The 14,850-nt window shown below is 69.0% G+C and carries 13 protein-coding genes and 1 pseudogene; 1 reads left to right on the top strand and 13 read right to left on the bottom strand.

What is annotated here, in order from left to right; genetic code table 11:
• Nucleotides 1–32 precede the first annotated feature (32 nt).
• The gene (locus AC5WS7_RS02885) at nt 33–176 is read left to right on the top strand and encodes a hypothetical protein (RefSeq protein WP_495953789.1); all 144 of its coding nucleotides are present in this window, start codon (nt 33–35) and stop codon (nt 174–176) included.
• A gap of 798 nt (nt 177–974) precedes the next feature.
• Here AC5WS7_RS02885 and AC5WS7_RS02880 read toward each other — a convergent pair.
• From AC5WS7_RS02880 to AC5WS7_RS02820, 13 genes and pseudogenes are all read right to left on the bottom strand, one after another.
• Nucleotides 975–1,283 (bottom strand): annotated as a pseudogene (locus AC5WS7_RS02880) (primosomal protein N' family DNA-binding protein); the annotation flags it as partial.
• A 384-nt stretch (nt 1,284–1,667) separates the two neighbouring features.
• On the bottom strand, nt 1,668–2,882 hold the full coding sequence (gene metK, locus AC5WS7_RS02875) for a methionine adenosyltransferase (RefSeq protein WP_495952750.1): 1,215 nt from the start codon (nt 2,880–2,882) through the stop codon (nt 1,668–1,670).
• Between the two features lie 265 nt (nt 2,883–3,147).
• Complete coding sequence (gene coaBC, locus AC5WS7_RS02870) at nt 3,148–4,365, bottom strand: bifunctional phosphopantothenoylcysteine decarboxylase/phosphopantothenate--cysteine ligase CoaBC (protein ID WP_495952749.1); 1,218 nt, start codon at nt 4,363–4,365, stop codon at nt 3,148–3,150.
• A 49-nt stretch (nt 4,366–4,414) separates the two neighbouring features.
• Nucleotides 4,415–4,690 (bottom strand): DNA-directed RNA polymerase subunit omega, encoded by a 276-nt coding sequence (gene rpoZ, locus AC5WS7_RS02865; protein WP_025350704.1) that lies wholly within the window; start codon nt 4,688–4,690, stop codon nt 4,415–4,417.
• A gap of 67 nt (nt 4,691–4,757) precedes the next feature.
• Complete coding sequence (gmk, locus tag AC5WS7_RS02860) at nt 4,758–5,321, bottom strand: guanylate kinase (RefSeq protein ID WP_495953721.1); 564 nt, start codon at nt 5,319–5,321, stop codon at nt 4,758–4,760.
• 26 nt (nt 5,322–5,347) lie between these two features.
• Nucleotides 5,348–5,668 (bottom strand): integration host factor, actinobacterial type, encoded by a 321-nt coding sequence (gene mihF / locus AC5WS7_RS02855; RefSeq protein WP_040824977.1) that lies wholly within the window; start codon nt 5,666–5,668, stop codon nt 5,348–5,350.
• A 621-nt stretch (nt 5,669–6,289) separates the two neighbouring features.
• Nucleotides 6,290–7,114 (bottom strand): orotidine-5'-phosphate decarboxylase, encoded by an 825-nt coding sequence (gene pyrF, locus AC5WS7_RS02850; RefSeq protein ID WP_495952748.1) that lies wholly within the window; start codon nt 7,112–7,114, stop codon nt 6,290–6,292.
• Nucleotides 7,111–7,422 (bottom strand): hypothetical protein, encoded by a 312-nt coding sequence (locus AC5WS7_RS02845; protein ID WP_495952747.1) that lies wholly within the window; start codon nt 7,420–7,422, stop codon nt 7,111–7,113. The genes pyrF and AC5WS7_RS02845 overlap by 4 nt, the downstream gene beginning before the upstream one ends.
• A 25-nt stretch (nt 7,423–7,447) precedes the next feature.
• Complete coding sequence (gene carB, locus AC5WS7_RS02840; protein ID WP_495952746.1) at nt 7,448–10,861, bottom strand: carbamoyl-phosphate synthase large subunit; 3,414 nt, start codon at nt 10,859–10,861, stop codon at nt 7,448–7,450.
• The gene (gene carA, locus AC5WS7_RS02835) at nt 10,861–11,961 is read right to left on the bottom strand and encodes a glutamine-hydrolyzing carbamoyl-phosphate synthase small subunit (RefSeq protein WP_495953720.1); all 1,101 of its coding nucleotides are present in this window, start codon (nt 11,959–11,961) and stop codon (nt 10,861–10,863) included. The genes carB and carA overlap by 1 nt, the downstream gene beginning before the upstream one ends.
• A gap of 14 nt (nt 11,962–11,975) precedes the next feature.
• Entirely contained in the window at nt 11,976–12,485 is a 510-nt protein-coding gene (locus AC5WS7_RS02830; protein WP_495952745.1) for a PH-like domain-containing protein, read from the bottom strand.
• A complete protein-coding gene (locus AC5WS7_RS02825; protein WP_495952744.1) occupies nt 12,485–13,798 on the bottom strand; it encodes a dihydroorotase in 1,314 nt (437 codons plus the stop codon). Before AC5WS7_RS02825 ends, AC5WS7_RS02830 begins: the two co-directional genes overlap by 1 nt.
• Before the next feature lie 67 nt (nt 13,799–13,865).
• Entirely contained in the window at nt 13,866–14,828 is a 963-nt protein-coding gene (locus AC5WS7_RS02820; protein WP_495952743.1) for an aspartate carbamoyltransferase catalytic subunit, read from the bottom strand.
• Nucleotides 14,829–14,850: the final 22 nt, after the last annotated feature.

Genomic DNA, 14,850 nt, shown 5'->3' with positions numbered 1-14,850 from the left:
GCCCCACCCGTATCCCGCGGTACCCCGCCGAGGTGGCTCTGCACCGCGTCGGAATCGCCGGCAACCGGCTCGGCATGCTCATCCCCGTCGCCGTCTCCCGCAGTCCCGGCGCCGTCATCGCCGACACCACCCCGTGCCCCGGTATGGTTCGAAGCGATTTCTCCCGCCTGCGCTGACGCGGCACCACCTGCCGCAGCCGAACCACGCCCATCCCGGCCTCCGGAATGCCGAACATCATCGACCCCCGCGGCAGGATGATCGGCCTCGGACTCGCTCGCCCGGCCGACCGCACCCGGCCCCGGTTCGGCCGTGGACCCGTCATCGACTCCAGCACTCGCCTGTTCGACAGATCCGTCCGCAACGGCCCCCCGCGTATCCGCGCCCCGGCCACGCGCCGACGAAACCTCCACGCCCCCACCGGGATCCGCGAAGCCACTGTCGGATGACGCGCCATCCGGCGGTGCGGACCCGCAACCAGCGGCCGAACCGCTCACCGCCCCACGCCCGGCCACCACATCGGACGACTGCGGGACATTACCCGCCGACATACCCGCCCGGCGAGGCACCTCAGTCGTCGCGTCCGCGACCTGGGCACCAGCCGACGAAATATCCACGCGCCCAACGGAATCCGCGATGCCAGCCGAACCACTCGCAGCCGCACGCCCGGCCACCACATCAGACGACCGCGGGACACTATTCGCCGACATCCCCCCCGGACGAGGCACCGCGGGCCCCGCATCTGCGGCACGCGAAAATCCCACGCGTCCAACGGAATCCGCGGTACCACTCGCGGATGACCCACCATCGGGCTGTGCGGACTCACCGTCTGCGAATGGTTCTTTCGTGGCCGGGCACTCCCCCGGACCCGAAGCATCGAGTGCTGCGGCGGGATCGGCCGCTACCATCGTCTCGGAGGTGGTCTCTGCGGCGGATTCCTGTGCGGCGCGCTCCTGCTTCGAACGTGCCTGTCCCGCTTCGGTTCGCGCGTGCCTCGGCGGAATCGCCAGGCGCAGTACATCGGCCCGGGTGCCGGCGTAGCGGGCGGCGACAGCGGTGATCAGGCGCAGGATTTCGGGAGTGAGTACGCGCTCGCCCGAGACGACGCGTTCCAGCCGCATCAGGGTGCCGGTGTGATCGGACCGCTCGAGGCGTTCCAGCAGGAAGCCGTCGACCAGCCGGCCCGAAAAGCGCACGCGCACACGCACACCCGGTTGCGCGAGTTCGTCCATCTCGGCCGGGACCAGATAATCGAAGTCGCGATCGAGGTGGGCCGGTTCCAGCATCGGCAGAACCCGCGCGATGGGGTGGGAGACGGCCGCGTCCTTCGCGGCCGTCTCCGCTCGTTTACCACGCCGCTTCCCCGCGCCCGCCGCATCGGATGCGGATCCGGCGGCGCCCGCGGGCGTCCTGGCCTCGGACAACTACTCTCCGGTAGCCGCGCGCACCGAACTCACGCGCGATCCGACGCGGCCATTACAGCCTGCCAACAGCCTGCAGCCCGCCACGGCACGGAGCTTGCCGGCACGCATCCGATACAGCCAGCCACTGGCTACAGACCCGCCGCGGCACGGAGCCTGTCGGCACGCATCCGATACAGCCTCCCAATGGCTACAGACCCGCCGCGGCACGGAGTTTGTCGGCACGCATCCGATACAGCCTCCCAATGGCTACTGACCCGCTGCGGCACGGAGTTTGTCGGCACGGTCGGTGCGCTCCCAGGGCAGGTCGATATCGGTGCGGCCGAAGTGGCCGTACGCGGCGGTCGGCGCGTAGATCGGGCGCAGCAGATCCAGGTCGCGGATGATGGCGCCCGGACGCAGGTCGAAAACCTCGGCGATGGCCGCGGAGATCGCGTTCGGGTCGACCTTCTCGGTGCCGAAGGTCTCGACGAACAGACCCACCGGGGCGGCCTTGCCGATGGCGTAGGCGACCTGTACCTCGACCCGCTCGGCCAGATCCGCCGCAACGACGTTCTTCGCCACCCAGCGCATGGCGTACGCGGCAGAACGGTCCACCTTCGACGGATCCTTACCGGAGAACGCGCCGCCGCCGTGCCGGGCCATACCGCCGTAGGTGTCCACGATGATCTTGCGGCCGGTCAGACCCGCGTCGCCCATCGGGCCGCCGAGCACGAACTTGCCGGTCGGGTTCACCAGCAGCCGGAAATCGGAGGTGTCCAGCGGGTTGGGCAACTCCAGGTCGTCCAGCACCGCCTGCACGACCTTCTCGCGGATGTCGGGAGCCAGCAGATTGTCCAGATCGATATCGGCGGCGTGCTGGGTGGACAGCACCACGGTGTCCAGGCGCACCGGCTGCGCGCCCTCGTATTCGATGGTGACCTGGGTCTTGCCGTCGGGGCGCAGGTACGGCAGCACGCCCGACTTGCGCACCTCGGTCAGCCGCCGCGACAGGCGGTGCGCCAGCGCGATGGGCAGCGGCATCAGCTCGGGGGTCTCCTTGGTGGCGTACCCGAACATCAGACCCTGGTCACCGGCGCCCTGCCGTTCGATCTCGTCGTCGGAACCGCCGACGCGGGCCTCGTGCGAGTGGTCGACGCCCTGGGCGATATCGGGCGACTGCGCGCCGATCGCGATGTTCACCCCGCAGGAGGCACCGTCGAAACCCTTTGCCGAGGAGTCGTATCCGATCTCGAGGACCTTCTCCCGCACGATCGTGGGGATGTCGGCGTAGGCCTCGGTGGTGACCTCACCGGCGACGTGCACCTGACCGGTGGTCACCAAGGTCTCCACCGCCACCCGGCTGCGCGGATCCTGCGCGAGCAGAGCGTCGAGAACGGAATCGCTGATGGCGTCACAGATCTTGTCCGGATGACCCTCGGTCACGGACTCACTGGTGAATAGGCGGCTGCCAGACGTGCGCACAGTTCTCCCTCTCCCTCAACGGGTTTCTCGTCCGGGCCCGCCGCAGCACCGTCACGATGGCGCTGCTCGGCCCGCTGTCATGAGACCTTTGCCTCAGACTATTCCAAACCACCGACGCAGTGGGGTCTCGCAGGGCGCCACACGGACGCCCGCACCAGCCACAACGCCTCCACAGGGCCCCGTTTTGGCGATCGGTGAAACCGTGCACCCGATGCCGTGGAGCATCGGATGCCTACTTGCAGGATAGGCCGAATCCGCCGACTGCTCAGCGCAGTAGCGGACCGAGCGCATCCAGCACCCGGCTGGCCAGCAGTGCCTTCGATCCGTGATCGAGGGCTTGCTCGGTGCCGTCGGCACCCAGCAGCCAGCCGTCGTTGTGGTCGACCTCGAAGGCCCTGCCCTCGCCGACCGCGTTCACTACCAACAGATCACACCCCTTGCGCTTCAGTTTCGCGCGCGCGTGGGTGAGGACGTCGCCGTGCTCGTCACCGGTCTCGGCGGCGAATCCGACGATCGCGGTTCCGGTCAGCCGACCGTCCCGGCGAGCCTGCACCAAACCCGCCAGAATGTCTTCGGTTTTCGTCAGCTCGATCGAATTGGGTTCCCCGGCACCTTTTTTGATCTTCGCGGCCGCGACGTTCACCGGGCGGAAGTCCGCCACCGCGGCGGCCATGATCACCGCATCCGCGCCGGTGGCGTGCTTGTCGACCGCGACGCGCAACTGCTCGGCGGTGGTGACGTGCAGCAACTCCACCGCGGCCGGGGCGTCCAGGCCGATCGTGTTCCCGGCGATCAGGGTCACCCGGGCACCGCGCTGCGCCGCCAGGCGCGCCAGGGCGAACCCCTGTTTGCCGGAACTGCGATTACCCAGGAAACGCACCGGATCCAGCGGCTCGCGGGTACCGCCCGCCGACACCACGACCCGGCGGCCCTCGAGATCACGCGGGATCGCGTCGGCACGCTCGAGCAGCAGTGAGGCCAACGCGAAGATCTCCTCCGCCTCGGGCAGCCGCCCGGGGCCGGTGTCCGCTCCGGTGAGCCGGCCCGAGGCCGGTTCGGCGACGATCGCACCGTGCGCACGCAGCGTGCGCACATTGGCCACCGTGGCCGGGTGCTGCCACATCTCGGTGTGCATGGCCGGGGCGAACAGGATCGGACATCGCGCGGTGAGCAGCGTCGCGGTCAGCAGATCGTCGGCTCGGCCCATCGCGGCGCGCGCCATCAGATCGGCCGTCGCCGGGGCGATGACCACCAAATCCGCCTCCTGGCCGAGGCGCACGTGCGGCACCTCGGGCACGTCGGCGAAGACGCCGGTGTGCACCGGATTGCCCGACAGCGCCTCGAAGGTGGCCTTACCGATGAACTGCAGCGCCGACTCGGTCGGAATCACCCGCACGTCGTGACCGGTTTCGGTGAATTTACGAATGAGCGAGCAGGCCTTGTAGGCGGCGATCCCGCCGCCCACGCCGACAACGATCCGCATACCTCATGCCTCTTCGGTGCGTCGGGTCACTGTGCCTCGCGGCCCTGGCTCACTCGCCTTCGGTGTGTTCGAGCAGGTCGGAGTGAATCTCCCGCATGGCCACCGACAGCGGCTTCTCCTGCAGGCCCGGCTCGACCAGCGGGCCGACGTACTCGAGGATGCCGTCGCCGAGCTGGTTGTAGTAGTCGTTGATCTGGCGCGCCCGCTTGGCCGCGTAGATGACCAGCGCATACTTGGACGACGTGCGCTCGAGCAGCTCGTCGATCGGCGGGTTGGTGAGGCCGACCGGGGTGTCGTACGCGGGCACGGTCTTGGTGTCGCTCACTGGTGAGGCTCCTGCGGGTCTGTGTGGTGGTCTGATGACAGAGCCGCCGCCCGGAGACGGGCGGGCTCTATCGCGAATTTGTGCTAACGAACAACGATACCAACTGCTCACAGGCGGCAGTCACCTCGTCGTTCACGATCACGGTGTCGAACTCGTCACACGCGGCGAGTTCGGTCTTCGCGGTCAGCAATCGGCGTTCGATCACCTCGGGCGATTCGGTGCCGCGCGAGGTCAGCCGGGCAACCAGCTCCTCCCAGCTGGGCGGCGCCAGGAATACCAGCAGCGCCTCGGGCATCGCGGCGCGAATGGAACGCGCTCCGGCGAGGTCCACCTCCACGAGAACCGGTTTTCCGGCGGCCAGCGCCGCTCGGACCGGTGCGGCCGGAGTACCGGACCGCTGCAGGCCGCCGTGGATGTCGGCCCACTCGAGCATCTCCCCCTTCTCGATCATGGTGTCGAATTCGGCCCGGGTCACGAACCGGTAGTCCAGGCCGTCGACCTCCCCGGGCCGCGGGGCCCGGGTGGTGGCCGACACACTGAATACCAATTCCGGCAGCCGCTCGCGGACACAGCGGACCACAGTGGACTTCCCGACGGCCGAGGGGCCGACCAGTACCACCAGCCGACCCATCTTCGTGTGTTCGACCACCCCGAAACTCAGGCTTCGAAGTCGAACTTCGCCAGCAGCGCCTTGCGCTGACGGTCGCCCAGGCCACGCAGGCGGCGGGTCGGCGCGATCTCCAGTTCGGTCATGATCTCCGCCGCCTTGACCTTGCCGACCTTCGGCAGGGCCTCGAGCAGTGCGGACACCTTCATCTTGCCCAGGACCTCATCGGTCTCGGCATCCTTCAGGACCGTCTTCAGGTCGGTGCCGCCACGCTTCAGGCGCTCCTTGAGCTCTGCCCGAGCGCGGCGAGCGGCAGCCGCCTTCTCCAAAGCAGCGGCGCGCTGCTCGTCAGTCAGCTGGGGAAGGGCCACGGTTCCTCCGTCTCATCGTTCATTGCATGATCTACCCCCGGTAACCCGGCGGTCTCAGCGACCGTACCCACGCGGCCTGCCGATTGCGAACCCACCCCCCAGGTCAGCGGGTGATTCGGGCGCCCGCCGCGCGGGTCGGGCGACCTGCGGCGAGGATTCCGGACGATCTCGCGAAGGCTCCGGCGAAAATCGTGAAGAGCCCTCTGACCAGCATATTCCACACCCGATACCGGGTACTCGCGGTACCGGATGCACCGACCGGACAACTCGTAACCGCGCCGTTATCGCCCGACCAGGAATTTTCTGGAATTTATCCGCGTGTCGCACTTTTTCGCCCAGCGTGTCGTGCTTCGCGACCGTCGCGGCGGGCCATCGGACGAGCACTCGTCCGGCGCGGCGCCCAGCTTCCGGAGACGCCGAGGATCACCGTTGCCGCCCGGCGGCACCGCACCGCCGCCCGAACGCCGCCCTGACAGCGTAAAACGTATAGGCGCGACACACCGGCCATCGCGCACGTCCGGCGGCGCTACGGGGCCGTGACGGAAAACGGACCGGTCGCCCCGTCATTCGGGGCGACCGGTCCGTCGTCGGTCGTGCCCGGCGGAACACCGCCGTACCGGCTCAGCTCTGCAGAAAGGCGAACTCGTCGGCGAGTTGGGTCACCCGGGTCCGCAGGGCCGCCACCGACGGCCCCTCGTTCAGTACTTCGCGTGACACGTTGGGCACCACGGCATTCAGACTCGGCGCGGGCACCAGGGCGCGAATCGACTCCGCTCCGCCGCCCTGCGCGCCGACGCCGGGCATCAGGATCGGGCCGTTGAGGCGGGCCGGGTCGGGAGCCTCGGAAAGGGTCGCCCCGATCACCACCCCGACCGAACCGAATTCCGCGCCCGCGTTCCGCGCCGCGGCCTCGTCCACGATGGTCTGGGCGATAGCGCGACCATCGGCCGCGGCGGCGCGCTGTACCTGCGCGCCTTCCGGATTGGACGTCGCCGCGAGTACGAACACCCCGCGGTTGTTCGCCGCGGCCAGCTCCAGCGCGGGCGCCAGCGACCCGAAGCCGAGGTAGGGCGAGACGGTCAGCGCGTCGCTGCCCAGCGGTCCATCGGCCAGCCAGGCCTGCGCGTAGGCGGCCATCGTCGAGCCGATATCGCCGCGTTTGGCGTCGGCCAGCACCAGCGTGCCCGCCTCGCGCAGCGCCGCGATGGTGTCCTCCAACACGACGAAGCCGCCCGAGCCGTAGCTCTCGAAGAACGCCACCTGCGGCTTCACCAGCGCGACCCGGCCCGCGAAGGCGTCCACGCAGGCATCGGCGAATCGTTTGAGCCCCTCGACGTCCTCGGACAGGTCCCAGGCGCGCAGCAGTTGCGGATGCGGGTCGATGCCGACGCACACCGGGCCGTGCCGGCCCATCGCATCGCGCAGCCGCAGCCCGAACGGATTCACCGCGGCTCCGCCGCCGAACCGGCCGCGGCGGGCTCGCGCGAATCCGTCATCGCCCCCTTGGCAGCCAGATCGCGTTCGGCTGCGGCCAGCTCGCGGTCGATGGCCTCGAGCTCACGCTCGAAGTCCGACTGCTCCGCGGGCTCGGACGCCCGGGTCCGGTTGATCGGCGGGTTGGCACGGAAGCCGACGGTGCTGTACCCGCCGACGTTGCGCATCACCCGGATATCACCGCCCGGCACCCGTACCTCGCCGAGACCGGCCCGCCGCCGACGCGGCGTCCCCGGCCGGGGTCCCGCACCAAAACCCATGGCTCCCACCGTCTTCGTTCCTCTCTCAGCTGTGCTCGATAGTGACGTCAACGGCGGCGTGATCATCACGCTCGCCGCCGCCTGCGGACCGGTCGCTCGCACCGGCCCGCAGGACGGCGTGCAGCTCCTGGAGGGATCGCACACCGATCCCTCCATTGATTGTCGCCTCGATGCCCTGGACGGCCGCGGCCGCACCCTGCACCGTCGTGATGCACGGAATACTCGCGCCCACCGCGGCGGTGCGGATCTCGTAGCCGTCGACTCGAGGTCCGGAATTACCGTACGGGGTGTTGAACACAATATCGATCTCGCCGTCCTTGATCTGGTCGACGATCGAGGGACCGGCGAGTTCCCCGGCGCTTCCGCCGACCTCACCGACGAATGCCGGATCGGACTGCTTGCGCACGCGCTCGCACGGAATTCCGTTGCGCCGCAACATCTCCGCGGTCCCGTCGGTGGCCAGGATGCGGAATCCCAGGTCGTGCAGGCGCTTGACCGGGAACACCATGGCGCGCTTGTCCCGATTCGCGATCGAGACGAACGCGGTGCCCTCGGTGGGCAGCGAACCGTAGGCCGCGCTCTGCGATTTGGCGAAGGCGGTGCCGAAATCCGCGTCGATGCCCATGACTTCACCGGTCGACTTCATCTCCGGCGAGAGCAGCGAGTCGATGCCGGTGCCGTCCGGGCGGCGGAAGCGGTGGAACGGCAGCACGGCTTCCTTGACCGCGACCGGGGCCTCGATCGGCGCGTACCCGCCATCGCCCTCGGCGGGCAACAGCCCCTCCTTGCGCAGGCCGGAGATGGTGGCGCCCAACGCGATTCGCGCCGCGGCCTTGGCCAGCGGAACCGCGGTCGCCTTGGAGACGAACGGCACCGTGCGGCTGGCGCGCGGATTGGCCTCGAGGACGTACAGCACGTCGTCCTTCAACGCGTACTGCACGTTCAGCAGGCCCTGCACGCCGATCCCCTTGGCCAGCGCGGCTGTCGAGCGGCGCACCGCCTCGATATCGCTGCGCCCCAACGTGATCGGCGGCAGCGCGCAGGCCGAGTCGCCGGAGTGGATACCGGCCTCCTCGATATGTTCCATGACGCCGCCGAGGTAGACCTCCTCGCCGTCGCACAGTGCGTCGACATCGATCTCGATGGCGTCCTCCAGGAACCGGTCGACCAGCACCGGATGGTCCGGGGTGATCTCGGTGGCGCGGGAGATGTAGTCCGCCAGGGACTTCTCGTCGTAGACGATCTCCATTCCGCGACCGCCCAGCACGTACGACGGACGCACCAGCACCGGATAGCCGATCTCGGCGGCGATCTTCTTCGCCTGCGCGAACGTGGTGGCGGTGCCGTACTTCGGCGCGGGCAGCCCCGCCGCCGTGAGCACCTCGCCGAACTCACCGCGATCCTCGGCCAGGTCGATGGCCGCGGCCGAGGTGCCGACCACGGGCACGCCCGCGTCGGTGAGCCGCTGCGCCAGCCCCAGCGGCGTCTGCCCGCCGAGCTGGCAGATCACGCCGGCGACGGTGCCCGATTCGGACTCCGCGTGAAACACCTCGAGCACGTCCTCGAAGGTGAGCGGCTCGAAATACAGGCGGTCGGCGGTGTCGTAGTCGGTCGAGACGGTCTCCGGATTGCAGTTGACCATGATGGTCTCGAATCCGGCGGCCGAAAGCGTCTGCGCCGCATGCACACACGAGTAGTCGAATTCGATGCCCTGGCCGATCCGGTTCGGACCCGACCCCAGGATGATGACCTTCTCGCGCTCACGCTGCGGGACCACCTCGGACTCCGCGGCCGGGTCGAGCTCGTAGGCCGAGTAGTGGTATGGGGTCTTGGCCTCGAATTCGGCGGCGCAGGTGTCGACGGTCTTGAACACCGGGCGGATGTGCAGCCGGTGCCGCAGCTCCCGCACACCGCCCTCGCCGGCGAGTTCGGGCCGCAGCGCGGCGATCTGACGATCGGACAGACCGTAGTGCTTGGCGGTGCGCAGCAGCTGCTCGTCCAGGACCGGCGCGTCCAGGATCTCCCGCCGCAACTCGACCAGGCCCGCGATCTCGGCCACGAACCACGGGTCAACACCCGAGGCCGCGGCGACGTCCTCGATGCTCGCACCCAGCCGCAGCGCGCGCTCGACCTGATAGATGCGGCCCTCGGTGGGCACCTTCAGATCGTCCAGCACCGCCTGCACATCGGTCCACTCGCCGTCGCCCTGGGTCCAGAAGCCCGCCGACTTGGTCTCCAGCGAGCGCAGCACCTTGCCCAGCGCCTCGGCGAAGTTACGGCCCAGCGACATCGCCTCGCCGACCGATTTCATGGTCGTGGTCAACGTCGGGTCCGCACCCGGGAACTTCTCGAACGCGAACCGCGGCGCCTTGACGACCACGTAGTCGAGCGTGGGCTCGAAACAGGCCGGGGTCTCCTTGGTGATGTCGTTGACGATCTCGTCGAGCGTGTAGCCGATGGCCAGCTTCGCGGCGATCTTCGCGATCGGGAAACCCGTTGCCTTGGAAGCCAATGCGGACGACCTCGACACACGCGGGTTCATCTCGATGACGATCAAGCGCCCGTCGCGCGGGTCCACCGCGAACTGGATGTTGCAGCCGCCGGTGTCGACTCCTACCTCGCGCAGGATCGCGATGCCCAGATCGCGCATCTTCTGGTACTCGCGGTCGGTGAGGGTCATGGCCGGGGCGACGGTCATCGAGTCGCCGGTGTGCACGCCCATCGGGTCGACGTTCTCGATCGAACAGACGATCACCACGTTGTCGCGGCGATCGCGCATCAGCTCGAGCTCGAATTCCTTCCAGCCCAGGATGGATTCCTCGATCAGCACGTTCGCGGTCGGCGATGCGGCCAGGCCGCCGCCGGCGATGCGGTCCAGATCCTCGTCGTTGTACGCCATGCCCGAACCGAGCCCGCCCATCGTGAACGACGGACGCACCACGACCGGGAAACCGAGTTCGGCAACGGTTTCGCGAACCTCGTCCATGGTGTAGCAGACCTTGGAGCGGGCGCTCTCGCCGCCGACCTTCGCGACGATGTCCTTGAACTTCTGCCGGTCCTCACCGCGCTGGATGGCGTCGAAGTCGGCGCCGATCATCTCGACGCCGTACTTGGCCAGCACACCCCGTTCGTGCAGGGCCACAGCGGTATTTAGCGCGGTCTGGCCGCCGAGGGTGGCCAGGATCGCGTCGGGACGCTCCTTCTCGATGACCTTCTCGACGAACTCCGGGGTGATCGGCTCGACGTAGGTCGAGTCGGCGAATTCCGGATCGGTCATGATCGTCGCGGGGTTCGAGTTCACCAGCGACACCCGCAGTCCCTCGGACCGCAGCACCCGGCACGCCTGGGTGCCGGAATAGTCGAATTCACAGGCCTGGCCGATCACGATCGGGCCCGAGCCGATCACCAGGATGTGGCGTAGATCCTCGCGGCGAGGCATCAGGCTCCTTCCATCAGACCGGCGAAACGGTCGAAGAGATATGCGGCGTCGTGCGGACCGGCGGCCGCTTCCGGGTGGTACTGCACCGAGAAGGCGCGGCCGTCGACCAGCCGCACGCCTTCCACCGTGCCGTCGTTGGCGCAGGTGTGACTGACCTCGGCGGTGCCGAACGGGGTGTCGAAGCGCTGTCCGGCCTCACCCTCGAGCGCGAACCCGTGATTCTGCGCGGTGATCGAGATCTGCCCGGTCGCATGGTCCACCACCGGGACGTTGATGCCGCGGTGCCCGAACTTCATCTTGTAGGTGCCCAAACCCAGTGCGCGCCCGAGGATCTGGTTGCCGAAGCAGATACCGAACAGCGGAATCCCTTCGCCCAGAACGGCTTTGGTCAGCGCGACCGCGTCGTCCTGAGTGGCCGGGTCGCCGGGGCCGTTGGACAGGAAAACCCCGTCCGGCTGCAGTTCCCGGATCTGGTCGAGGGTCACGTTCGAGGAGACCACGTGCACCCGGATACCGCGCTCGGCGAACATCCGCGGGGTGTTGGTCTTGATGCCGAGATCGACTGCGACAACGGTGAATCGGTGCTCACCGGCCGGTTCGATCGTGTACAGCCGGTCGGTGCTGACCTCTTCGGCCAGGTCCGCGCCCAGCATCGAGGGCTGGCCGTTCACCCGGGCCAGCAGCTCCTGCACCGACGCCTCGGCGGCCTCGCCGGAGAAGATCCCGGCCTTCATCGACCCGCGCGAGCGCAGGTGGCGCACCAGCGCGCGGGTGTCGATCCCGGCGATGCCGACCACGTCCTGGCGAGCCAGTTCGTCCTGCAGCGTCGTCGTGGCTCGCCAGTTCGAGGCGCGCCGCGCGGGGTCGCGCACCGCGTATCCGGCCACCCAGATCCGCTTGGACTCGTCGTCCTCGTCGTTCCAGCCCGTGTTGCCGATCTGCGGGGCCGTGGCCACCACGATCTGCCGGTGGTAACTCGGATCGGTCAGCGTCTCCTGATACCCCGTCATCGCGGTGCAGAACACCGCCTCACCCAGGGTCTGCCCCTCGGCGCCGAAGGACGAGCCGCGGAAGACCCGCCCGTCCTCCAGCACCATCATCGCGCTCTGCCCGGTCACGTCGTCTCTTCTCCCGTCTTCGTGCTGGGCGCCGCGGCAACCCACGCCGGATACACCGTCTTGTCGTCGCCGCGGAAACCGGTGTCCACCTCGGTTCCCGTCGGCAGCTTCCAGCGAATTACCAGCACACCATCTTGTGTCATAACTTTGCCCGCGTGACCGCGTTCGGTGCGCACCGCGGTGATGGATTCCTGCGGAATCCACAGCACCTCGGCGCCGTCGCGTTCGAGCAGGATGCCGCGTTCGAAGCGGGTCAGCTCCGCCGCGGCCCGGAACCCCAGATCGCCCACCGCGATCCGGTTCTGCCAGCTGGGCGCGAGGGTCGTACCGGTGTACAGACCCGTCGTCGGCTCCAGCAGCTGCGCGCCCAGTTCGGCGGGCACCGGCGGCAGTTCGCCGACCGCCGCGGCCTGGCGCCGGGCCTTCTTCTGCCAGGCCCGGTACATCAGCCACAGACACAGGCAGAACAACAGAATCAGCAGGACGACCTGCAGTGTCCGCTCCATCAGGACGCTCCCGTGGTCTCGCGCGGTTCGGGTTTGCCCTCGCGGGCGGTGATCCGGCCGCGCAGGAAGGTGGCACTCACCCGCGCGGGCAGGGTCATCGTGTCGAAGGGCGTGTTCCGGGAGATGCTCGCGAGTTCGCTCGCGCGCACCGTCCAGGTCGCCTCCGGGTCGATCAGCACCAGGTTCGCCGGTTCGCCCACCGCGAGCGGGCGGCCCTGATCATCGAGTCCGGCGATCCGCGCCGGATTCTCGCTCATCACCCGGGCCACTCCGCGCCAGTCCAGCAGACCGGGCGCGACCATCGTCTGCACGATGACCGACAGCGCGGTCTCCAGTCCGAGCATGCCGGGACGGGCGGCGGCGAATTCGCAGCACTTGTCCTGTTCGGCGTGCGGCGCGTGATCGGTTGCCACACAGTCGATCACGCCCTCGGCGAGGGCGCGGCGCAGGGCCTCGGCATCGGATGCCTCACGCAGCGGCGGATTCACCTTGTTCACCGCGTCGTAGGTCTCCAACCGGGAGTCGTCCAGCAGCAGATGATGCGGGGTGACCTCGGCGGTGATCGAAATCCCCTGTCCCTTGGCCCATTTCACCAGCTCGACGGTTCCCGCCGTGGACGCGTGGCAGATGTGCACGCGGGCGCCGGCGTCGCGGGCCAGCAGCGCGTCGCGGGCCACGATCGACTCCTCCGCCGCGCGCGGCCAGCCGGCCAGGCCGAGCCGGGCGGCGTTGGGCCCCTCGTGCGCGACGGCGCCCTCGGTCAGCCGGGGCTCCTCGGCGTGCTGGGCGATCAGCACGCCGAGCGACTGCGCGTACTCGAGGGCGCGCCGCATGATCAGCGGGTCGTGGACGCAGTGACCGTCGTCGGAGAACATCCGCACCCGCGCCTCGCCGGCGGCCATGGTGCCCATCTCGGCGAGTTGCTTACCCGCCAGGCCCACGGTCACCGCCCCGACCGGGTAGAGGTCCACCAGGCCGACCTCGCGCCCGCGCCGCCACACGTGGTCGGTGACCACCACCGAATCCGCGACCGGCGTGGTGTTGGCCATCGCGAAGACCGCGGTGTAACCGCCGAGAGCCGCTGCGGCGGAACCGGATTCGATGGTCTCGGCATCCTCGCGGCCCGGTTCGCGCAGATGTGTGTGCAGATCGACGAAACCGGGCAGCAGGTACCGGCCCGCACCCTCGACGACCTCGGCGTCACCGGCGTCCAGCGACGCGCCGATCTCCCGGATCTCGCCCTCGCCCAGGCGCACGTCGACCGGGTCGCCCGCACCGTAGAGCAGTACATTCCGGATCAGGACGTCGTTCATCGTGCTCCCATCTGTTCGCCTCGCGCCGATGCCCGGCCCCCGGCGCGGCGGGTGTTCCTCCAGCGGCTCATGCGGGCTCCCCCGCACCGACCAGCAACCGGAACAGCACCGCCATGCGCATGTGCACGCCATTGGTGACCTGTTGCAGCACAGCGGCTTTCGGCGAATCCGCCACCTGCGGCGCGATTTCCATACCGCGCAGCATCGGCCCCGGATGCAGCACCACCGCGTCCCGGTCCAGCAGCGCCATGCGCCGCTCGCTCAGTCCGTAGTGCACCGAGTATTCCCGCGCCGAGGGAAAGAAACCGCCGTTCATCCGTTCGGCCTGCACCCGCAGCATCATCACCGCGTCCGCGCCGGGCAGTTCCGCGTCGAGCGAATGCGAGACGCGCACCGGCCACTGCTGCACGCCCACCGGCAGCAGCGTGCGCGGCGCGACCAGCACCACTTCCGCGCCGAGAATGCTCAGCAGCAGGGCATTGGAGCGCGCGACCCGGCTGTGCAGGATGTCGCCGACGATCACCACGCGCTTGCCGTCGAGCGAGCCGAGGCGCTGGCGCAGGGTCAGGGCATCGAGCAGGGCCTGGGTCGGGTGTTCGTGCATACCGTCCCCGGCATTGATCACCGCCGGGCCGGGCCCAGCGAAACCGCCTGCGCCGCTGGCCATCTCACCGAACCAGCGGGCGATCTGATGTGCGGCGCCCGAGGCCGGATGCCGCACGATCAGCGCATCGGCGCCCGCGGCGTGCAGGGTCAACGCGGTGTCGCGCAGCGATTCCCCCTTGGAGACAGAGGAACTCGACGCGCTGACGTTGATCACGTCGGCGCTCATCCACTTCCCGGCCACCTCGAACGACACCCGGGTGCGGGTGGAGTTCTCGAAGAAGACCGTCATCACGGTGCGACCGCGCAGCGTGGGCAGTTTGCGCACCTCGCGACCGAGCAGCGCCTGCTCGAAACGCTGCGCGTCGTCCAGGAGTTCGGTGGCCGCGCCGCGGTCCAGATCGGTCACCGACAGCAGATGCCTCATCCGCGCACCCTTTGCGGAGGGC

This window comes from Nocardia sp. PLKS1-43, from assembly GCF_059510335.1.
The sequence above is the reverse complement of the archived record's forward strand: the minus strand, read 5'-3'. Positions and strand labels throughout refer to the sequence as shown.